Here is a 20,343-nt window from a genome sequence, read left to right on the forward strand (position 1 = left end):
TTCTAAGAATATTTAAAGCTATAAGCCTTTCCCCCCTGCAATCAATCACCCCCAAAACTGACATCCGTCATATTTCCCCCCAAGGCCCTGAAGTAATTTTGTAATGTTAGCTGAAGGCTCCTCCGGGCCCGCAAAACGGTACTTACAAGTCCCGAAAAACCCCGGAAACAAGGCCCAGGCAGCAACGAACCACAAAAACAGCTTCGGCCATGAACATTATCTTTCTCTTAATCTGCGTCAGCTTAACGGTAGCGATCATTTTCCTGGTCGCGTTTCTGTGGGCCGTGCGCTCCGGCCAGTACGAAGACGATTACACGCCTTCCGTGCGCATGCTTTTCGATCAGGAATTAACCAAACGCAATACTACTATTAAAGCAACCTCTAACACTAAAGCAGACACCGCACATGTTAACTGAAGTTTTAAAACCCAAACCGGGGGTTTTAGGCGGCAAGATCGGAGACAAGATCAACACGCTCGAAACCTTCTATTACGACAATAAGATTGTCCGTAATTTTGCCTGGGCCACCATATTCTGGGGCCTGGCCGGTATGCTCATCGGCGTGATCATTGCCTTCCAGCTCGCACGTCCGGAATTCAACATGGGCAACCAGTACACCACCTTCGGCCGGATCCGTCCGCTGCACACCAACGCCGTAATTTTCGCCTTCGTGGGGAACGGTATTTTCATGGGTGTTTACTACTCGCTGCAGCGTTTGCTGAAAGCCCGGATGTATTCCGATGTGCTGAGCAAGATCCACTTCTGGGGCTGGCAGCTGATCATCGTTGCGGCCGTAATTACCCTGCCGCTGGGCTTTACCAGTTCCAAAGAGTACGCGGAACTTGAGTGGCCTATCGATATTGCTATTACGCTTATTTGGGTGGTTTTCGGCTGGAACATGTTCGGTACCATTGCCAAACGCCGCGAGCGCCACATGTACGTAGGGGTTTGGTTTTACATCGCTACCTTCTTAACAGTTGCCGTTTTACACATCGTTAACTCTTATGCCATTCCGGTTGACTTCCTGAAAAGCTACTCCGGTTACGCCGGGGTGCAGGATGCGCTGGTGCAGTGGTGGTATGGCCACAATGCGGTGGCGTTCTTCTTAACCACGCCGTACCTGGGCATGATGTACTACTTCCTGCCGAAAGCCGCTAACCGTCCGGTATATTCTTACCGCTTATCCATTATCCACTTCTGGTCGCTGATCTTCATCTACATCTGGGCTGGTCCGCACCACTTATTATACACCGCCTTGCCAGATTGGGCTCAAAGCTTAGGCGTAGTGTTCTCCGTAATGCTGATCGCTCCGAGCTGGGGTGGTATGATCAACGGACTGTTAACGCTGCGCGGCGCCTGGGATAGAGTTCGCGAAGAACCGGTGCTGAAGTTCATGGTAGTAGCGGTTACCGCTTACGGTATGGCTACCTTCGAAGGTCCGATGCTTTCCCTGAAAAACGTAAACGCCATTGCGCACTTTACCGACTGGATCGTAGCGCACGTACACGTTGGCGCCCTTGGCTGGAACGGTTTCTTAACCTTCGGGATCCTGTACTGGTTAGTACCGCGCATTTTCCAGACCAACCTGTACTCTAAAAAACTGGCGAACGCGCACTTCTGGTTAGGTACCCTGGGTATCATTTTCTACGCCGTGCCAATGTACTGGGCCGGTTTCACCCAGGGCTTAATGTGGAAACAGTTCGGCGAAGGCGGTATGCTGCAATACGCCAACTTCCTGGAAACCGTGCTGCAAATTGTACCGATGTATTACCTGCGTGGTATTGGCGGTATTCTGTACCTGAGCGGTGCGTTCCTGATGCTCTACAACATCTACAAAACTGCCAAAGCCGGTTCTTTAGTAGCCGACGAAGAAGCCGAAGCGGCACCGTTAATGCCGGCCACCGTAGGCCAGCACCACGACAGCCACTGGCACCGCATCATCGAGCGCAAGCCGTTCAGAATGGCCGTTTGGGCCACCGTAGCCATCTTAATTGGTGGTCTGGTAGAAATGGTGCCAACGTTCCTGATCGACTCTAACGTTCCGACCATTGCCAGCGTGAAGCCTTATACTTCCCTGGAATTACAGGGCCGCGACTTATACATCAAAGAAGGTTGCGTGAACTGCCACACCCAGATGATCCGTCCGTTCCGTTCCGAAACCGAGCGCTACGGCGAGTACTCTAAAGCAGGCGAATTCGTGTATGACCGTCCGTTCCTGTGGGGCTCTAAACGTACCGGGCCAGATTTGCACCGCGTAGGGCAGAAGTACCCGAACAGCTGGCACTACAACCACATGCTCGATCCAACCAGCATGTCTCCAGGCTCTATCATGCCGGCTTACCCATGGTTGTTTGAGCAGGATCTGGACATTGAAGACACCCCGGCCAAGATCAAAGCCATGCAAAGTATGGGGGTTCCTTATCCGGAAGGTTACGCCGAAAAAGCCAACGATGACCTGATGAAGCAAGCCAAAGGCATTTCTGCGGACCTGGCCAAAGAAGGCATCGAAGTGAAACCGGAGAAAGAGATCGTAGCCCTGATCGCTTACCTGCAACGCCTGGGTACCGATATTAAAGTGAAAGAAGACCAAGTTCGATAGATCGATTATTCGATTGTTCGATACTCGATTGTTCGACAAAAGAAAAACTCCCCCGGTCTGTGCCCTCACAGACCAGAGCAGGGAAGCCCGAAAAAGGGTAGGGTTAAGCCCCAAAAAGTCGAACATACGAACCACGAAAATTCGAACATTCGAAAATAAAGTCGAACAATCGAATATCGAACAATCTAAAAATCCAAAAAAATGTATAAAAACGTCTTACAGAGCATCACTGGTATCGAGATTTTTCCGGTGATCTCCTTTGTCATATTCTTCGCTTTTTTCCTGGGGTTGCTGCTCTACGTGGTATTCTCCGATAAAAAGCACCTGGCGGCCATGTCGGAGCTGCCCTTACGAAACGAAAACCAACCTCAACTGGCAAACGAACTACTCCAATGAAAACGTTAAAGAAATTACTTTTAGCAGCTGCCGCCGTAGCGTTTTTCGGAGCTTCCGAAGCCTGGGCCCAGCAGGTAGATGGCAAGGCCATTTTCGAAGCCAACTGTAAAGCCTGCCACAGCATTACCGAAGACGTGGTTGGTCCGGCCCTGAAAGACGTGGACAAGCGCCGCGACCAGAAGTGGATCAACAGCTTTGTGAAGAACTCCCAGAAAATGGTGCAGGCCGGCGATAAAGACGCGGTTGCCCTTTTCGAGAAATTCAACAAAGTGCCGATGCCGTCTTTCGAAAGCGCTTTGAAAGATGCCGACATAGAAGCGGTAGTAGCTTACATCAAAACTGAAAGCGAAGCCCCGGCTAAAGCGGAAGTAGTAGCCCCGCCAACCACGCCGGCCGACCCTAAGACCGGTACCGGAAACGAGGTAAAAAGCGGCTTCAATTTTAAATCGCTGCCGGCCCACATTTTCATTGGAATCGTAATTGCGGTTTTCCTGCTTGCACTGGTAGTAATCGTCCTGATCATGACCTTTGTTTCTGCTTTACCGGTTCTGGGAAGCTTTTATAATCGTCCGGAAAACCAGAACCTGGCCATGGCCAAAGTTGTTGGCCTGTTGCGCGGAGAAACGAAATCTATTGTTGGCGAACACAAAGATATCCTGATCGAAGACCATAGCTACGACGGCATCCACGAATTCGACAACGACCTGCCGCCTTGGTGGAAATACAGTTTCTACGCTACCATTATTTTCGGCATAGCTTACCTGCTGCACTACCACGTATTTTATACCGGTAAATTGCAGGATGCCGAATACCAGGTAGAAATGGAACAGGCTGCCCTGTTAAGTGCCAACGAAGTAAGCGATCCGAACGCCAAAACCGACTTCAAAGTGCTGACCGAAGCTTCTGCCATCGAAAGCGGTAAAACGATCTACGCCCAGAACTGCGCTGCCTGTCACGGCAAAGCCGGCGAAGGCACCGTAGGCCCGAACCTGACCGACGAATTCTGGCTGCACGGCGGCGACGTGAACGACATTTTCCACACCATCAAGTTTGGAGTAACCAGTAAAGGCATGGTAGCCTGGGATAAGAAGCTGAACAAAGACCAGATCCTGGAAGTTTCCAGCTACATCCTGAGCCTGCAGGGCAGCAAACCCGCCAACGGCAAAGCTCCGCAAGGCGAGAAATACGAACCGAAGAAGTAAGTTTCGATTTGCGATTTAAGAATTACGATTTAGAAGAAAACTGCCAGATGGAAACGCCTGGCAGTTTTTTATTTAAAAGACTCTGGAAGTGCGAAAAAAAATTCCCCTCCAAATGGGGACTAAAATTCCTGCAATTTGAAGTTACTCCTTAACGCTTCAAAAATTACGCTCTTTCGGATTTGTAATCCGAAAGTAAGGGGCAGCGGATTTGTAATCCGCATTCCTGGCAGGATGAAAAAGTCTATGTGAAGGCGGATTACAAATCCGCTGCTCAAAAGTTCCGGATTACAAATCCGGAACAGCAGTTAACAGCAGGAAATCCTCTTCCTAACCCTTCAAAACGGGACCCAAACCTGCCGCACCCATGTCTTCCAATCACCTCCATCAAAAACATGACGAAAAGCATTTTTTCGATTGACCGGCAACATTCAATTTCCGGCTGAAGGATCAGAACTTTGTAAGGGAATCAGGTAAGTGATTGGTTAGCCAAAAGCATTACTGAAAAAGGAAGTTTAATGGTTTTGCCAAAATAAAAGACTTCCGTGTCCTGATCCGAATTTCTCAGTTCTTAATTAAAAACTCGCTGCCGGCGCGCACAACCGGAAAGTGATTATGAGCAACCAGGTTAACGATACCGAAGCCTACCGCGACACGATCTCGACGGTAGACAAAGACGGAAAAAGGGTATGGGTTTACCCTAAAAAACCGAAAGGCAAACTATACAATTACCGCAAGCTGGTGAGCTATGGCTTTCTGGCTTTGCTTTTTATTGGCCCCTTCCTGAAAATAAACGGTTTACCGGTACTCATGCTGAATCTGGTGGAGCGCAAGTTCATTATTTTCGGTATGATCTTCTGGCCCCAGGATTTCTTTATTCTGGTGCTGGGTTTCCTGGCCTTTGTAGTTTTTATCATTCTGTTTACCATTGTGTACGGACGCGTTTTTTGCGGCTGGATCTGCCCGCAAACCATTTTTCTGGAAATGGTTTTCCGCCGGATCGAATACTGGATTGAAGGCGACAACAACAAGCAAAAAGCGCTGAACCGCCAGGAGTGGAACTTCGAAAAGATCTGGAAGAAAACTGCCAAGCACAGCATTTTCCTGGCTATTTCTTTCCTCATTGCAAACACCCTGCTTGCCTATATTATTGGCGTAGAAAAGCTGCAGCAGATCGTAACCGATAATCCGGCCAACCACTTAGGTGGTTTAGCTTCCATGGCTGTTTTTACGGGTGTTTTTTATTGGGTTTTTGCCAGCTTTAGAGAGCAGGTTTGTACCATTGTGTGCCCTTATGGCCGTTTGCAGGGCGTGATGCTCGATAAGAAAAGCATTGTAGTAGCCTACGACTACGAACGCGGCGAACCGCGCGGCAAACTGCATAAAAACCAGGCCCGTACCGAAGGCGATTGCATAGACTGCAACCAATGCGTACAAGTCTGCCCAACCGGCATCGACATCCGGAACGGTACCCAGCTGGAGTGTATCAACTGCACGGCCTGTATCGATGCGTGTAACAGTATTATGGACCTGATCAACAAGCCGCATGGTTTGATCCGCTACGCTTCGGAAGAAGAGATTGCCGAGAAAAAGAAATTCCAGTTTACTACCCGCATGCGCGCCTATACGGCTATTCTGGTAATTTTGATGGGCGCATTTGTAACGCTGCTGGTTACCCGTAAAAACATAGATGCCACCATTCTGCGCACGCCGGGCATGATGTACCAGAAGACAGCCAACGGCAACATCAGCAACCTTTACAACATTTCGCTCATCAATAAAACGAACCAAGCTTATCCGGTTACCCTGAAATTGCTGGAGCCGCAAGGCGAAATCAGGATGGTGCGCAGCAGTCTAACCTTACCGGAACAGGGTATTACCGAAGGCGTTTTCTTTGCCGAAATTCCAAAAGGTGAACTGCACAAGATGAACACCGAGATCAAGATCGGTGTGTTCACCGGTGACCAGCTCATTACTACTAAGACTACTAAATTCCTGGGGCCGGGGAATTAAATTGTTAAATGGCATAATGGTTAAATTGTTGATTGCTGATTGAGTTTTTGAAGGTTATAGCATAGCATTCTCTTTGTCTGAATCAGAATTTTCAGGATTTTGGAATTTTCAGAATTGATAGTGTTTAAGATTTTCTTGCTAATGCATGAAGTAAGATTTTAATTCTTCTCAATTGAATCAGATTAATTGATGAAAGCGTGAATTCCATTAATTCAGATCAGTATATTCTGTTAATTCTTTAATTCTGAAAATTCTGATTCTGATTCAGACAAATAATGACCAAATGCACTATCCGGCCTGACCAATTCCATTTCCCGGCGAAGCTTTTCGTCGGAAATTTGTACCAGTTACAATTGCAGATTTCAATCAACAATGAATAATCAGCAATTAAAAAAATGACAATTCATTTAACCGCACAAAAATGAATACCACACAAACATCTCCCAGTAAAACCAGCTGGTGGCCTAAGTTCATCATTCTGGGCTACATTCTCTTCATTGCCTACATCGGCAACTTTGTAAGAATGGCCATGAGCTCCGACGTGGATCTGGTGAGCAAAGATTATTACAAACAGGAAATTGCCTACCAGCAGCACATCAACACGGTTACCAATACCAAAGCAAATAACGCCGAAATTCAGGTTACTTTAGCCGAAGCGGCCGGGCAATTGGTAATTGCTTTTCCGGAATTTTACCAGGGCCGGAAGGTAAACGGCAAGGTCAGTTTTTTCCGTCCTTCCGATGCCAAACTCGATTTCGAAACAACCCTGAATTTAAACGAAGCCCGCCAGCAATTTCTCCCGGTAGATAAACTGGAACGCGGCCTCTGGAAAGTGCGGGTAAACAGCGAAGTGAACGGCAAAAACTACTTCACCGAACAAACCATCACGCTGAAATAGGTAAGGCATTGGTATCTGGACATTAGTATCAGGACTAAATTAGGTAAGGTTCTTAAATCCGGCAGATTGCAGATTATAACTGGAACCACCTTTCAAAATAGGAGGATATTCTCAGTCTTGATCCTCTAATACAGAAGTTTGAAAATTCCGGAGGAAATGAAATTCATCTTCAAATCTCCAAATCTTCAAATTTCCAAATCAAAGAACAGCACATTAGCACATTAAAAAATTAGCACATTAAAATGATTTGGGCAGGATTTTTATTCGGCATTTTAGGAAGCTTCCATTGCGTAGGGATGTGCGGCCCGATTGCGATGGCGTTGCCGATTGGCAGGGGTGCAGGCTGGCAGTTTATCGCCGGCCGCCTCCTGTACAATGGCGGCCGCATTCTAACATATGCGCTCCTGGGCGGGCTGGCCGGTCTGTTCGGAAAGTCGCTGCAGGTGGCCGGTTTTCAGCAAACAATTTCCATCGTTTCCGGGTTACTGATTCTGGCGCTGGTGGTGCTGCCGCATTTCGGCGGAATTAAGTTTACCACCTTAATTGGTTTCGATAAAGTGCTGAAAAAAGTACAGGGTTTAATGGCCAGACAATTTCAGAAAAACAGCACCACTTCTATGGGCATTATTGGCATGCTGAACGGAATTTTACCTTGCGGTTTCGTGTACATTGCCCTGGCCGGTGCGGTAAGCGTGCCTTCGGTTGGCGGCAGCATGCTGTACATGGCTTTGTTCGGACTGGGAACGTTCCCGCTCATGTTCCTGCTTTCGCTATCCGGTAAACTGGTAAAACCGAACTTCCGGCATTTCTTCAAAAAAGCGGTTCCGTATGCTGCTACGTGTATGGCCGTGCTTTTTATTCTTCGGGGCCTGAATCTGGGAATTCCTTACCTGAGCCCGCAGGTGGTGAAGGCCGCCGGGAAAACCGAAATGGCCTGCTGCCACAAGCCCACAAAATAGATTAACCAAGCTCTTATTACTATTAACAAACTATCCTTAACAAACTACTGCAAATTTTTACTTCGTTCCTATGAAAAAGCTGCTCATTCTCACCGACCTGTCCGACCAAAGCATTAACACGTACCGCTACGGTCTGCAACTGGCCCAGGCTTCCGGCACCCAGATCATGTTGCTTTTCTGCACCGGCGAAACCTCGCTAACCACTACCGGGCAACTTACCTACCTGCAAAGATTACGCAGCTATGCCGACCGTTTTGCCAACCCAAGCGGCAGGCACATGAAATGCGAATACCAGATCGGCTGCACCGTTACGGCCGGCGAACCGGTTAAAGCCATCGGCAACCTGGTTGAGAACTGGCAACCCGACCTGCTGCTTGCCGATGACGGTTACCTGAAAAATCTGACTTCCCAGACGCCGGTACCGCTGCAAACCTTATTTCCGTGCCCGGCCATTCTGGTGCCGGCCGATGCTGTTTATAAAAAAATTAAGCAAGTAGTTTTTGCTACCGATTTTGGCGACCAGGATCCGGAAGTGGCGGAAGGCATTTGTAAGGTTGCCCGCAGCCTGGGCGCTCAGGTAACGTTCCTGCATTTTTATCCGAAAGCAGACCGCACGAAACTGGCAACCTTAACCCAACAGGCCGAAGCTTTAAAAGCGCAGCTAACCGACGTAAAAGTGCGGTTCCGCCTGATTGAAGAAGATGATCTGCTGGAAGGCCTGAACGAATATGCCGAAAATAACCGCGCCGATCTTTTTGTGCTGGCCACCCAGGATACGCATTTGCTGCAGCAGTATTTTCAGGTTACCTACCGCAAAACCCAGGCTTTTAACACCCGGGTTCCGCTTCTGAACCTGTACCAGGAACGGCAATCGCCTTGCTCGGCAGGCTGCAGTTTCTGCCACAGCCACGAAGAACACGAACAAAAGACTGCCGTGGCGGTTTAAACAGCATAGAACAGAAGGAAAAAAGCCGGCAGCTGCCGGCTTTTTTGTTTTCCCGCTAATATGATTTTTCTTCTGGTTGAAAGCTTCTGGAGTTTTGTGTGCGTATTCAGGCTATGCTACTTTATTGCGTCATCCCGAACGAAGTTGAGGGAACTATCGCATACCGAACCCGAACAATAGACATTTATCTCTACGCTCAAATGCCATAGTAGTATGCAAAAGTTTAGCTCCGCTGAATCTTCAATTTCTTCGGCTTCGCTACCCATGACATAATTAGGATTGGCAGAAATAGTCACCCAGGTCTGTGGCGCACCGACCTGCGCACTGCTAGTGCTCGACCAAATTAATTATTAAAATTAGCTTGACGGGGATCTGCTTGACTGGATTTGTAATCCCGTCTTAACCGAGCCTTGGGATTTGTTATCCCACTTTCAAAAAGTTAACCTGGTAATGCACTGTTAGAAAAAGCAGGAATGGATACGGCAGGATGGTGTCCGGTGAGGACACCGGACACGGTAAACTTTTTATGTCATTTTCACTTTCAGAAATTTTAAACCAAAATTTTTCCCTACTCGCAATGACAGCTCTTTCTCCAGGGGCTTCCAGTAATTGATGCTGGACATTTAAAAACATTTCACCGCATTTTTCCGGCGTTTCACCTAAAGTTTGATCACTTCAGCTGTAAATGTATAAAGTACCTTGCTTTGCATAGTACCTAATATTACCTTTGTGACTTTCAAAAAAAATGAGTTCTTATTCCGGAGGTCAGCTTTTGTTTGTCTAACCGCGTCTTAAATTTGCACTATGAAAAAAATTAAACTCATCCTTTGCCTTTTTTCCTGCCTGGGAATAGCGTTTACCGGCTTTGCACAAAGCTCAACTCCGCAAACCGGAAGCCTGAAAGGCAAAATCCAGGAAAGCGGTACCAGAGAGCCGGTCAGTTTTGCGACGGTAGCTCTTTTAACCCTTCCTGACTCTGCCGCGGCCGGCGGTGTTTCGGCCGATGAGCAGGGGAATTTCATTTTTCCGAAATTACCCTACGGCAAATACATCCTGAAAATCTCCATGGTAGGCTATGCCACTAAACGGATCCCGAACCTGCAGCTTTCCGAAAATAAACCGGCACTGGACTTGGGAACCATTCAGATGCTTTCCAATACCAAAACCCTTTCGGGTGTGGAAATCGTCGGGCAGAAGAACCTGGTGGAATACGGCCTGGACAAGCAGGTGCTGAACGTGGCCAAAGACCTTTCTTCGGTAGGAGGGACCGCTTCGGATGCCCTGAAAAATGCGCCTTCTGTAGCCGTGGATATCGACGGGAACGTAAGTGTGCGCGGCAGTTCGAACATAACGGTATTGGTAGACGGTAAAAATACCGGCCAGAGCGCGCAGACCATTTTAAGCCAGACGCCGGCCAGTGCCATTGAAAGAATAGAAGTAATTACCAACCCTTCAGCCAAATACGACGCCGAAGGCATGGGCGGGATCATTAATATTATTCTGAAGAAAGACGGCAAAAAAGGCCTCAATGGCAACGCAGCCCTGAACCTGGGAACCTACGATAACCACAACGCCAGCCTGAACCTGAATTATCGTTATAAGAAATTCAACTTCTTTACCGGCTACGACGGCATGCAGAACTCCCGCCGGGGTATTTACGAACTGGACCGCAGCACTACTTACCAGGCTTCAGGTAGCACTACCGAAAGCACCACGTATTTAGAGCAACGCCAAAAAGGCCGTCGTCAGTCTCAGACGCATATTCCAAAGCTGGGCTTCGATTATAATTTCTCCGAAAAAGAATCGATTACCCTGTCGGCTAAATTGTTCGGCAATTCCTGGAACGAGCGGGAAACCGTAAACAATTTCCTGCAGAATGATACCCGGCCGGAAGATATTAGCTATACCCGTCTGGGAAACACTGAAAATGGCATAGATGTAATAGATTATGCGTTTAGCTACCGCCGGGCTTTCGCCCTGAAAGGGCAGGAGGTAACTGCCAGCGCCGTGTACACCACCATTAACGGCCATTTCGATCGTTTCTACCACCAATTCAATACCGATGCCAACTGGAACAATGTTGGAGGCGACAGCCGGGAAAATTTTCTGCAGGAATTTAACGTGAAGCCCTTCTTTGCGCAGGCCGATTATGTGCACCCGATCGGGGAGAAAGGCAAAGTGGAAACCGGGGCGAAGCGTTCGCAGCGGGTATTGAATACCGAATTCCGGGGCGAAGAATTTGACTATGATAAAAATGAATTCGTGCTGAACGAGCTCACTTCAAATAAATTCGGTTACTCCGAATTCGTGAACGCCGGTTATGTAAACTACGGCAATACCTGGAAAAAGCTTAGTTATCAGGTTGGGGTTCGGGCCGAACAAACCGAAATAATTGTAACCGACAAAGGCAACGATAAGAAGTACAGGAACCCATATTTCAACCTGTTCCCAAGCGCTTTTCTGAGCCAGGAAATTAACGAAAACCTGAAGCTGCAACTCAATTACAGCCGCCGCATAAACCGCCCGAATTACGAAGCCCTGAACCCGTTTGTAAACTACTCCGACCCTTTGAATATCTGGTACGGCAACCCGTTCCTGAAACCGGAATACATCGATTCGTACGAAGGCAGTTACCTGAAATTCTGGAATTCGGGCTCGCTTACTGCCACCGGTTTTTACCGGCAGGTGCACAACGTGATCCAGCAGGTGCGCCAGGTGGTAAACGCCGATGTGGCCAACAATACCTACGTAAACCTGAACGACGGTTCTTCCTACGGCCTGGAAATGAGCGGTTCGCAGGCGCTGGCCAAATGGTTTAAACTCAGCGGCAATGCCTCGGCTTTTAATTACAAAGTTTCCGGAACGCCGCTCGGGGTGGAAGCCAACAGCAGCAAGTTCAGCTGGCTCGGTCGTCTGAATGCCAACGTTACGTTGCCGAAAAATATATCGGCCCAGGTTTCGGTGAATTACCGCAGTCCGCAGGCGTTAGCGCAGGGTACCCGGGCAGCCATTTACAACACCGATTTTTCGATTAAAAAAGATGTGCTGAACAAAAAAGGCTCCGTTACTTTCCGTGTAAGCGACATTTTCAATACCCTTAAATGGGATACCAATATTAAAGGCAAAGGCCTGGTGTATGACCTGCACATGAAACGCCAGACCCGCATTGCTACTTTAGGTTTTGCGTACCGTTTCGGCGAACAGGAAAAACGCCGCCGCACCGAAGCCGGTAACTCCCTGGAAGGCATGTTCTAAGGCCGCACTTTTTAGCGCTAAAAAGCTACTGTTATCAACTTAAAGCCCGGAAATCCTCCGGGCTTTTTTGTTGGAGCTTCTTAACATCTGGTCTCATCCGGAAGATTTACCTGAAATTTTTCAGCGCTTTGGTTGTTAGTGAGAATATTTTTTAAAAGGCTTGTTTTCAACAGGTTAAATTGATAATTTAAAAACCTGATCCTATTCCTCCTTTAGATCCGGCAGTGTTTTTAAATTTCTGGCATCAGGTTTGAATACTCAGGAATAACAGCTTGAAATTTTTTTTTCGGACGGTATTAAACCTTTTGGTTCGGAAAACATCAAAGAGCTGAATTTCAAAAACAAACGAAGAAATTTTAAAGCAAAGCAAGATGAAAAAGTTAGCATTAGCCCTGGTATTTGGAGCATTGTCGGTGGGTGCGGTTTCTGCCCAGACTACTGAGAAAAAAGCGAAGGTAAAAACCGAACGTAACGAAACGAAAATAAAACGGGAAGGCGCCGTTGCCGGTAAACACAACCGTGGCAATAAAGAAATGAAATCGCCGGAAGAGCGGGCCGACCGCCAGACCAAGGTAATGGTTGAGAAATTAGGTTTAACCAACGACCAGGCTTCCAGAATTAAGGAACTGAACCTCCGCAAAGCCCAGCAAATGCAGGCCCTGAAAGCCAAATATGGCGAACAGCGCAAAGGCATGGGAGCTGAAATGCAGGACATAAAAAATACCTGGCACCAGGACCTAAAAAATGTTTTATCGGCGGAACAATACGCAAAATTCCAGGCGCAGCAGGAAGAGCGCAAAGCTAAAATGAAGGCGCGCCGCGAAGCCGGTAAAGGCAAGAAGGAATTCAGAAAAGATTATCAGAAAAGTTAAGTAGTAAAAGTTAATTATTATAGTGTTTAGGGTGAATAAACCTGGTCTTATGGGCTAGGTTTATTTTTTTTATGATTATTAAGGCAAGCAATTTAATAAGTTTCTTGCCTACAGTATCATAACCCGTCATCTCGACGGCAGGAGAGATCTCATCAAGTTGGCAGTGCCGCGTGCTTTTGGGACTACAATTGCTACTGTTTTTTTTAAGGTAGTTGTCTGCCCTTTAACTTTTTTCAGTATGTTTTTATAGCACACTTCTGGTTCTTTTCTACCTGGAATTGTAACGTTCTTCTAATTGATACAAAACCACCCCTGCCCTTCCTTGAAAAGGAGGGGAGCTATGTTCTGCAAACCCGTTAGCCGCTGAATCTCTGTATAAAAATTACTCCGATAGGTAATTTCTGCCCATTATAGATGAATATCCTTGATTTAAAACCCCAATCCTGAAAATTCTGTAAATTCTGTAAATCCTGATTCAGACAAAGACGCTAATCAAACCCGAAGGAAAAGCAGGAATTGAGCGGGTAAATGCCTAATTTTGGTACGATGTATACGAGAGAACAAGCTTCCCAGCTCCGGCAGGCCTTCTGGACCGCCTTTGGTCAGTACATGGCGCCGGTGCTTTCGGCCGAAGGGCTGAAGGTGAACTGGCCGAATTACAAGACCGGTTTTAAAAATGTGTATTTCCGGATGCAGGCCGATAAAAAAACGGCTTCGATTGCTATTGAAATCACGCACCCGGACCCGGAATTGCAGGAAATGTTCTTTGAGCAGTTTCAGGCTTTGAAAACTCTTTTGCACGAAACCCTGGAAGAAGAATGGACCTGGGAATTACACGCCACCGACGAATACGGAAAAACGATCAGCCGCATTTACAAGGAAATTGGTCCGGTAAGCATTTTCAATAAGGAGGACTGGCCGCAACTGATCTCCTTTTTCAAGCCCCGCATTATTGCCCTGGATGCCTTCTGGACTGACGCGCAATACAGTTTCGAAGAACTCCGGTAGCCGGCATAACCACCTTATTCTCAAAATTGCTGGTTTAAGTTTATAACTTAAACCAATGATAACCTGAAGTTTTAAACTTCAGTGAGGCGATAGCCTCAAAGGAGTATTTTCTGCAAGGATTAACAATTTGCCAGAAGGAAGCGGCTCTGAAGTAGCAGGAATAATCTAACCGTTTAGTTTAACTTCGGAAAGTCGAAATCTGAAACGCCGTTATAAGAAGGTGCTCACCAGGTATCGGACGAACCATTTTCGGAGGAACCAGGTTTGCGGAAGCCGGTGCGGGAATTGAAAGGGGTACCGCGGCCTTCGAGGTGGTTGTAAAGGTCCTGCTGAAATTTAAGCTGGTCTAAAGCAAGGAATTCCTTCCACAGCAGCTGATCCCGCTCCGACATGCGGTCGGTGAGCTGCTCCAGTTGCAGGCCCTTGGCTTCCTTTACCAGGTCCTGCAGGTAAGGGTCCGACTCGAGCATGGTTTTGATCTTTAAGCGGAAATAATCGTTCAGTTCCTGGTAGCGCGCTGCATCCCAAGGTATTTGCCCTGGATTTTCCATAGAATTTGCCGTGGTTTTCTGGTTGTACGGAAAAGGCGCTTATTTAGTCAGGAAATTGGCTTTTTTAAGCGGTTCCAGCAAAACAGTAAGGCCGTTGAGTTTAATTTCGTAAAGAGTGGCCAGTTGCATGCCCAGTTTTCCGGACGGGAAGCCTTTCCGCTGAAACCACTCCAGGTACGATACCGGCAGGTCGCAAAGCAGCACATCTTTGTATTTGCCGAAAGGCATTTTGTTCCGGACCAGCTGAAGCAGAATACCGGTATCGGGTTGCATGCTACTCAAAGATTTAAGGGGTTTACTTTTTTGAATTACCAAACTTACCCGCGAATTCTTAAATTAGCAAACGGCCGGTTTTGTTAAGTTTTCAGGCCGGAAAATAAATCTGGATTTACCTTTCAGAAACTGAATTTATGCTTGTGCCGCCCTCGCCGCTTTATTCCCGCATGATCGAAGGAAAGTCCTCGGTGGCTTTGCCGGTTAATTCCTCGCATATCAACCATTCTACCAATACGGTTTTCCAGCGGCAAAATATTCATCAGGGCTATTGTTTGAAGTACGTGTGGTCGGGCCAGGAAAATTACCGGATAAACGGTAGCCAACATGCCGTAAAAACCGGTCAGTTTCTGGTAGTGGAACACGGCAGCGCGTGCGGGGTGGAAATTAAGGCCGATAAACCCGTAGAAGGTTTTTGCCTTTACCTGAATACCGAGCTGGTGCGCGATGTCTGGACAACCTTGCACCGGAAGCCCGACCACCTGCCCGAAGGCAAGGACCTGATAGCATTGCCAGCCTTTTACCAAAGCGTTTTCCAGACGGGCCATCATGTTCTGGGGGAGAAAATTGCCCAAATTGCGGGGTATATTAAGGCCGGAAAACTGCCTGCCGAGAACCTTACAGAGGAAATTTTTTATGAACTGGCATCGGGATTATGCGGGTTACAAAACGAGAAACTGCAGCAATTGAGCAACATTCCGGCCCGGAAGAAAGCCACCCGGGAGGAGCTTTACCGCCGCTTATTACTGGTGCGTGATTATGTGCACGATAACGCGGCAGCAGAATTAACCCTGGCTGAATTAGCCCACCTGGCCAGCCTTTCGGAATTTCATTTTTTGCGCACGTTCAAAGCAGTTTTCGGCGAATCGCCCTACCGTTATTTGTTGCGTTTGCGTCTGCAGCAAGCAAGAGAACAACTGCTCTCCAACAATTTAAGCGTAAGCGAAGTAGCCTTTCATTGCGGCTTTAAAGAAGTGCAGGCGTTCAGTAAGATTTTTCGGAAAATGTACGGCGTAAGTCCTTCGGCATTCAGGCAAAAATTAGCAATTTAATACCGTTCCGAATCCTTTTTATAGTTTAGGTTTATACCAAAATCCGCCTCTATGAAAAAAAATATCCTTTATCTTTTAGCTGCTGCCGGCATTTTGTTTTCAACCGAAGCCTCTGCTCAGATTTTAAAGCGGCGCGCGTTTTTAGGCGTGCAGGTTTCTGGCGTTTCCGATTCCCTTGCCAAAGCTCATAAACTGAAAAACGCCCATGGGGCACTTGTCCGGGGCGTAATTCCCAATTCTACCGCGGAAGCGTTAAAGCTTCAGCCCAACGATGTGATCCTGCAGGTAAATAAAACTGATATCCAGAACTTTATGGATGTGCCGCGGTTGGCCAAAGCCTTTCAGCCCGGCGATGCAGTTGCCCTCACGCTGAACCGCAAAGGCAAAACCGTGAAAGTGAAAGGCAAGGTGCAGCCCATGCCGTACGAAACGGCCCCAGCCAACGCCGAAGTGCGCTACGGCGAAGTGCCGCTGGCGAATAACGGTTATGCCCGCTCCATTGTGAAGAAGCCGAAAGGCAGCGGCAAATTCCCGACCGTATTTTTCATTCAGGGCTATAGCTGCAGCAGCCTCGATAACCTGCCGGAAAAAGACACGCAACGGCAGCTGATGGATGCCCTTGTGGCGCGCGGGTATGCTGTTTACCGCATGGAAAAACCCGGCATCGGCGACTCCAAGGGCGTGAAACCCTGTACCGAAATTGGCTACAAAGAAGAACTGGCGGCTTTTGCTTCCGGCCTCGACCAGCTGAAACGCTACGATTTTGTAGACCGCGACAACGTATTTCTGTTCGGCCATTCTTTAGGGGCCAATACGGCTCCGATAATTGCCGCCAACGATAAAGTGAAAGGCATTATTACCTACGGCGCGGCCGGCAAACCCTGGCTCGAATACCTGATAGAAGTTTTCCGCGACCAAAGACCCATTACGGGAACCGATTACGTGGAAGTGGATGAAGACATGAAAACCCTCTTGCCGCTGGTGTACGAATTCATGGTGCTGAAAAAAACGCCAACCGAATTGTCCCAGAACCCGGTTTACAGAGAATACTTGGAAAAGCACCTGGATTACGACGGCAAAGACCACCTTTTCGGCCGGCATTATACCTTTCTGCAGGAACTGCACGACATTCCGGGCAATAAATCCTGGAAAGATGCGGCGGCTCATACCCTGGCCATTTACGGCGAGGCAGACGTGCAGGCCATAAACGAGGTCGGCGCAAAAATGATAGCTGACGTGGTTAACAGCTATTATCCGGGCAAAGGTACCTACGAGTTCCTGCCCCGAACCGATCACGGGTTTGTGGAAGTAGGCACCAAAAAGGACTATCAGCAGATCATGGCCGGGGGTAAAGCTTCCGCCTACGCGGCCTCCCATTTCAACATGAAACTCGTTGACCTGATCGATAACTGGATGAAAGAAAAAATGCGAAAGTCGTAGGTTTTTTTTGCCATCTCTTTTCAGGTTAAAAGTCGATTGGTATAATTTAACAATTGGTTATTGCATTTCCCTCATGGAGCTCATACTGTAGAGAATAATCTTTTATTCGGTCATCTCGACGCCAGGAGAGATCTCAGGAATAAGGTAGTAAAGCCAGAATTAAAGGTACTACCATCTTGATGAGATCTCTCCTGGCGTCGAGATGACCAATAAAGAGGTTAGGATCATTTTATATACGGGTTCAGGCTATAATGCAACCTGCAGTTTTCTCTGCAAGATTAGCCCATTAGAAATGCCAGAGGTGTGTTTGTAACCGGATGAGGAAAGTAGACGCAATTTTATTCGTTTACGCCTTCTTGAAATTACTAACTTCAGTTCAAAGGTAAGTCCAAGTTGAAAACTTAGACCAGCATTTGACCAGCTAAAAGGATAATGAAACAAACCTGTCCTAAACCGTTTTCAGTCTCCCAGTTCCCGGAAAATTTCTTCTTCCTTGCGCTCCATTTCCTGCATTTCCGGCGCAAGTGGTTGAGCCAAGGCTTCCTGCAGGTCTTTTTCCTCGATCTGCTGCTGCACTTCACGGGCCTGTTTTACCAGTTCCTGAAAAAGCCGCCGTTGCTCGGCGCGTTGCGGCAGGAATTCCGGATGCCACTGCACCCCGATAATGTAATCCTGGTTTACGTTCTCGATTGCCTGTACCACCTTGTTGTGTTCCGTGGCTACGATCTCGATATTTTTTCCGGGTTCTTTTACCGCCTGGTGGTGCAGGGCATTCACTTTAAGTTGCTGCATGCCCAGGATCTCGGCTAGTTTGCTGCCGGGTTTTATGTTCACGGTTTTCACTGGAAACACGCTGGATGGGTTCGGGTCTTCGAGGTAAAAGGTGTTTATGTCCTGGTAAAGCGAACCCCGGAAATAAACGTTCAGCAGTTGGGCACCGCGGCAGATTCCCATTACCGGCAGGTCTTTTTTTACTGCCTGGTCAATTAATTGAAATTCCAGGTGGTCGCGGTCGCGGTCTATGGTCCAGACTTTTTTCCGGCTGAAGGCTTTGCGCACGAAAAACAAAACCGGAAAGTAAAGCCAGCGGGTAAAACGGCTGATGCGCTGGAAAAGGTTCTTTTTCGGGTTCTTCAGGGTTTTGTTCAGGTATTCCTCCAACACGTGCGATTGCTGGTAGGTGGTAGGGTCTACGTCCGCGCCGCCGCCTATAATGAGCGCCTGCAGGCCGTCGGCGATGCGGGGGCGGGAAGGGGTGATGCGCACGGGTTTGCCGCCGGCCAGCCGGACCGCCAGCGCCGTAAAAAGCCAGGCAATCGTGCCGCCCCGGTCCGGTCCGGTTACGCCGATGGTGGGTTTCTCCCGGTCTATTCGTATTTCCTTTTTTAAGAAAGCCACTGTGCTGTTTGTTTAGCCCATTTATGTTCAAACCCGATCAGGGTATCATCTTTCATTTTCCGGTAAGCATTACGCATTTCTGCCAGCAAGGCCGGGTTATTTGCCAGTTCTTCAATTACCACCCAGTTGTTCCATTCCAGAGCCAACGACCAGTCGGGCTGGGAAATCCGGCAGTTGGGTAAGCGGTAATGAAAGGTTCTACGGGGTTTTACTTTCCCAAGATTTGCGTACCGCTTTATTAACTCCGGTTTTAAGGCGGCAAAAAGCGGGTAAAGGTCCAGCGGGCGGTTCCGGTCGGGATTGTAGCGGTGGTAATCTGAGATCAGGGTATCCAGCTCTGGTTGGTAGTCGGGGTGGAGCACGTGCCGCACATATTCTTCCGGAAAAGGATTGATGAAAGCCGTTAACTTCTGCCGCATAAAATCGGTATGGCCAACTTCGAGTAGCCAGGGGTAAAGCACCAGGAATGCCTGCAGGTACCGGCGAATGGTTTCGGCATCGGTATCGGGTACTTCCACGTTAATGTGCGTACCGAAGGCGTTGGTTGGGAACGCTTCGGTGCCCTCGGCGTGGTGCTCGAACAAGGCTTCCCGTAGCGGTTCGAACTGGGCAATGTCGGTAATGGAAATGGGCGGGGAGGCAACTTCGTACGGAAAGAATTTGGTCATCAGGTTTTCGAGCACGGTTTCCAGAATGGCTTCCAGGTTCGTGTTGCCGAAGTGAATGTCTTCCAGTTTCAGGCCGAGTTTTTCGAAGAAGTGCCGGTAGGTTTTATTCGTTAAAAGCTGAAGGTCTATTTCCACGTTAAAATCGCCCAGGCGGGTTCCCACCACGCGTTGAGAAAACCGCTGTTCCACTTCCCGGCGGCCGCCGTAAAGCTCCTGAATTATCCCGGCCGACTCTTCGATTCCGACGTGGGCAAATTCCAGTTCGAAACCAACCTTCCGCAATTCTCCCTGGGCATTCTGAAGAACCGGCGGCTGTTTAAAGTGCGTCATAAAAAGTATCCGTTTTAGCAGGAACCAATGGGAACGTTAGACAAGAAAATAGAACGGGAAATTGGTAACGACGTTGCCGCGGAGCCCCGGTTGTTTCTACGGATTTTTCTGGCTGAACCTGAAAGTTTCCGCATAGTAGGTACTATTTCCTTTTCATACTTTTTTATGGTAGCGTTATAGTGTTTACTGACGTTAAGCAAAAAATTAAAAGGCTATGGTTTCAGCCAAAAAACTACCGGGGCCAGGCTTTTGCTTTCCAACTTTCATTGCCGGTTCCGTCAGCTAAAGCAGACGGCAATGAATTAAATTAAAATCTTATGTAATCTCAGTTATCAGGAGTTATTCTATAAATACACCTGTCATCCTGAGCGCCAGCGAAGGACCTTGTTGGCCAACAGCAGAGAAGCAAAATGTAACAGGATTGCTTCCCGCCAACTAGTTGTTTCAGAGCTACGATCGCAACTTTCGCGCTCCCTCGCGCTCACTT

The 20,343-nt window shown here is 48.0% G+C and carries 17 protein-coding genes; 13 read left to right on the forward strand and 4 right to left on the reverse strand.

The genetic code is table 11. The features are described 5' to 3' along the window. The first annotated feature begins 209 nt into the window (after nucleotides 1-209). The 11 genes from ccoS to F0P94_RS01240 all read left to right on the forward strand — a co-directional run bounded on the left by ccoS (nucleotide 210) and on the right by F0P94_RS01240 (nucleotide 14,144). The gene (ccoS, locus tag F0P94_RS01190) at nucleotides 210-416 is read left to right on the forward strand and encodes a cbb3-type cytochrome oxidase assembly protein CcoS (RefSeq protein ID WP_150901872.1); all 207 of its coding nucleotides are present in this window, start codon (nucleotides 210-212) and stop codon (nucleotides 414-416) included. Continuing rightward, nucleotides 406-2,598 (forward strand): cytochrome-c oxidase, cbb3-type subunit I, encoded by a 2,193-nt coding sequence (gene ccoN, locus F0P94_RS01195; protein WP_150901873.1) that lies wholly within the window; start codon nucleotides 406-408, stop codon nucleotides 2,596-2,598. Before ccoS ends, ccoN begins: the two co-directional genes overlap by 11 nt. A gap of 201 nt (nucleotides 2,599-2,799) precedes the next feature. Continuing rightward, nucleotides 2,800-2,994, forward strand: a complete 195-nt coding sequence (locus F0P94_RS01200; RefSeq protein ID WP_150901874.1) for a hypothetical protein — start codon at nucleotides 2,800-2,802, stop codon at nucleotides 2,992-2,994. Beyond that, the gene (locus tag F0P94_RS01205) at nucleotides 2,991-4,196 is read left to right on the forward strand and encodes a c-type cytochrome (protein WP_150901875.1); all 1,206 of its coding nucleotides are present in this window, start codon (nucleotides 2,991-2,993) and stop codon (nucleotides 4,194-4,196) included. The genes F0P94_RS01200 and F0P94_RS01205 overlap by 4 nt, the downstream gene beginning before the upstream one ends. 612 nt (nucleotides 4,197-4,808) lie before the next feature. After that, nucleotides 4,809-6,206, forward strand: coding sequence for a cytochrome c oxidase accessory protein CcoG (gene ccoG / locus F0P94_RS01210; RefSeq protein ID WP_150901876.1), 1,398 nt, complete (start codon nucleotides 4,809-4,811; stop codon nucleotides 6,204-6,206). 421 nt (nucleotides 6,207-6,627) lie between these two features. Next, nucleotides 6,628-7,104, forward strand: coding sequence for a FixH family protein (locus F0P94_RS01215; RefSeq protein ID WP_150901877.1), 477 nt, complete (start codon nucleotides 6,628-6,630; stop codon nucleotides 7,102-7,104). Between the two features lie 242 nt (nucleotides 7,105-7,346). Further along, complete coding sequence (locus F0P94_RS01220; RefSeq protein WP_150901878.1) at nucleotides 7,347-8,063, forward strand: sulfite exporter TauE/SafE family protein; 717 nt, start codon at nucleotides 7,347-7,349, stop codon at nucleotides 8,061-8,063. A gap of 70 nt (nucleotides 8,064-8,133) precedes the next feature. Continuing rightward, on the forward strand, nucleotides 8,134-9,009 hold the full coding sequence (locus F0P94_RS01225) for a universal stress protein (protein ID WP_150901879.1): 876 nt from the start codon (nucleotides 8,134-8,136) through the stop codon (nucleotides 9,007-9,009). 804 nt (nucleotides 9,010-9,813) lie between these two features. Further along, nucleotides 9,814-12,264 carry an outer membrane beta-barrel family protein gene (locus tag F0P94_RS01230; RefSeq protein ID WP_150901880.1) on the forward strand — a complete coding sequence of 817 codons (2,451 nt, stop codon included), beginning with the start codon at nucleotides 9,814-9,816 and terminating at the stop codon, nucleotides 12,262-12,264. A gap of 371 nt (nucleotides 12,265-12,635) precedes the next feature. Continuing rightward, entirely contained in the window at nucleotides 12,636-13,136 is a 501-nt protein-coding gene (locus F0P94_RS01235; protein ID WP_150901881.1) for a DUF4890 domain-containing protein, read from the forward strand. Between the two features lie 546 nt (nucleotides 13,137-13,682). Further along, nucleotides 13,683-14,144: a DUF4268 domain-containing protein gene (locus F0P94_RS01240; RefSeq protein ID WP_150901882.1), complete on the forward strand. Its 462-nt coding sequence runs from the start codon at nucleotides 13,683-13,685 to the stop codon at nucleotides 14,142-14,144. Between the two features lie 224 nt (nucleotides 14,145-14,368). Here the strand turns inward: F0P94_RS01240 and F0P94_RS01245 are convergent, their stop codons facing one another. Then, the gene (locus tag F0P94_RS01245) at nucleotides 14,369-14,695 is read right to left on the reverse strand and encodes a hypothetical protein (protein WP_150901883.1); all 327 of its coding nucleotides are present in this window, start codon (nucleotides 14,693-14,695) and stop codon (nucleotides 14,369-14,371) included. A gap of 39 nt (nucleotides 14,696-14,734) precedes the next feature. Beyond that, entirely contained in the window at nucleotides 14,735-14,968 is a 234-nt protein-coding gene (locus F0P94_RS01250; RefSeq protein WP_150901884.1) for a DUF3820 family protein, read from the reverse strand. A gap of 137 nt (nucleotides 14,969-15,105) precedes the next feature. On the opposite strand from F0P94_RS01250, the gene F0P94_RS01255 reads away from it, so the two are divergent. Together F0P94_RS01255 and F0P94_RS01260 are read left to right on the forward strand one after the other, a co-directional pair. After that, nucleotides 15,106-16,020 (forward strand): helix-turn-helix domain-containing protein, encoded by a 915-nt coding sequence (locus tag F0P94_RS01255; protein WP_150901885.1) that lies wholly within the window; start codon nucleotides 15,106-15,108, stop codon nucleotides 16,018-16,020. A 51-nt stretch (nucleotides 16,021-16,071) separates the two neighbouring features. Further along, a complete protein-coding gene (locus F0P94_RS01260; protein ID WP_150901886.1) occupies nucleotides 16,072-17,460 on the forward strand; it encodes a PDZ domain-containing protein in 1,389 nt (462 codons plus the stop codon). Between the two features lie 459 nt (nucleotides 17,461-17,919). Here the strand turns inward: F0P94_RS01260 and F0P94_RS01265 are convergent, their stop codons facing one another. After that, entirely contained in the window at nucleotides 17,920-18,858 is a 939-nt protein-coding gene (locus F0P94_RS01265; RefSeq protein WP_150901887.1) for a gamma-glutamyl-gamma-aminobutyrate hydrolase family protein, read from the reverse strand. Continuing rightward, the gene (locus tag F0P94_RS01270) at nucleotides 18,846-19,856 is read right to left on the reverse strand and encodes an amidoligase family protein (RefSeq protein ID WP_150901888.1); all 1,011 of its coding nucleotides are present in this window, start codon (nucleotides 19,854-19,856) and stop codon (nucleotides 18,846-18,848) included. Before F0P94_RS01270 ends, F0P94_RS01265 begins: the two co-directional genes overlap by 13 nt. Between the last annotated feature and the right edge of the window lie 487 nt (nucleotides 19,857-20,343).

It is taken from the genome of Adhaeribacter soli (assembly GCF_008727925.1).
Taxonomy (GTDB): domain Bacteria; phylum Bacteroidota; class Bacteroidia; order Cytophagales; family Hymenobacteraceae; genus Adhaeribacter_A; species Adhaeribacter_A soli.

Bases quoted from the DNA above. Each gene is read 5' to 3' on its own strand.
- F0P94_RS01260 (WP_150901886.1), top strand. From the start codon at position 16,072: ATGAAAAAAAATATCCTTTATCTTTTAGCTGCTGCCGGCATTTTGTTT.
- F0P94_RS01215 (WP_150901877.1), top strand. From the start codon at position 6,628: ATGAATACCACACAAACATCTCCCAGTAAAACCAGCTGGTGGCCTAAG.
- F0P94_RS01220 (WP_150901878.1), top strand. From the start codon at position 7,347: ATGATTTGGGCAGGATTTTTATTCGGCATTTTAGGAAGCTTCCATTGC.
- F0P94_RS01270 (WP_150901888.1), bottom strand. From the start codon at position 19,856: ATGACGCACTTTAAACAGCCGCCGGTTCTTCAGAATGCCCAGGGAGAA.
- F0P94_RS01205 (WP_150901875.1), top strand. From the start codon at position 2,991: ATGAAAACGTTAAAGAAATTACTTTTAGCAGCTGCCGCCGTAGCGTTT.
- ccoG (WP_150901876.1), top strand. From the start codon at position 4,809: ATGAGCAACCAGGTTAACGATACCGAAGCCTACCGCGACACGATCTCG.
- F0P94_RS01225 (WP_150901879.1), top strand. From the start codon at position 8,134: ATGAAAAAGCTGCTCATTCTCACCGACCTGTCCGACCAAAGCATTAAC.
- F0P94_RS01235 (WP_150901881.1), top strand. From the start codon at position 12,636: ATGAAAAAGTTAGCATTAGCCCTGGTATTTGGAGCATTGTCGGTGGGT.
- F0P94_RS01230 (WP_150901880.1), top strand. From the start codon at position 9,814: ATGAAAAAAATTAAACTCATCCTTTGCCTTTTTTCCTGCCTGGGAATA.
- F0P94_RS01245 (WP_150901883.1), bottom strand. From the start codon at position 14,695: ATGGAAAATCCAGGGCAAATACCTTGGGATGCAGCGCGCTACCAGGAA.
- F0P94_RS01255 (WP_150901885.1), top strand. From the start codon at position 15,106: ATGCTTGTGCCGCCCTCGCCGCTTTATTCCCGCATGATCGAAGGAAAG.
- F0P94_RS01250 (WP_150901884.1), bottom strand. From the start codon at position 14,968: ATGCAACCCGATACCGGTATTCTGCTTCAGCTGGTCCGGAACAAAATG.
- ccoS (WP_150901872.1), top strand. From the start codon at position 210: ATGAACATTATCTTTCTCTTAATCTGCGTCAGCTTAACGGTAGCGATC.
- ccoN (WP_150901873.1), top strand. From the start codon at position 406: ATGTTAACTGAAGTTTTAAAACCCAAACCGGGGGTTTTAGGCGGCAAG.
- F0P94_RS01200 (WP_150901874.1), top strand. From the start codon at position 2,800: ATGTATAAAAACGTCTTACAGAGCATCACTGGTATCGAGATTTTTCCG.
- F0P94_RS01240 (WP_150901882.1), top strand. From the start codon at position 13,683: ATGTATACGAGAGAACAAGCTTCCCAGCTCCGGCAGGCCTTCTGGACC.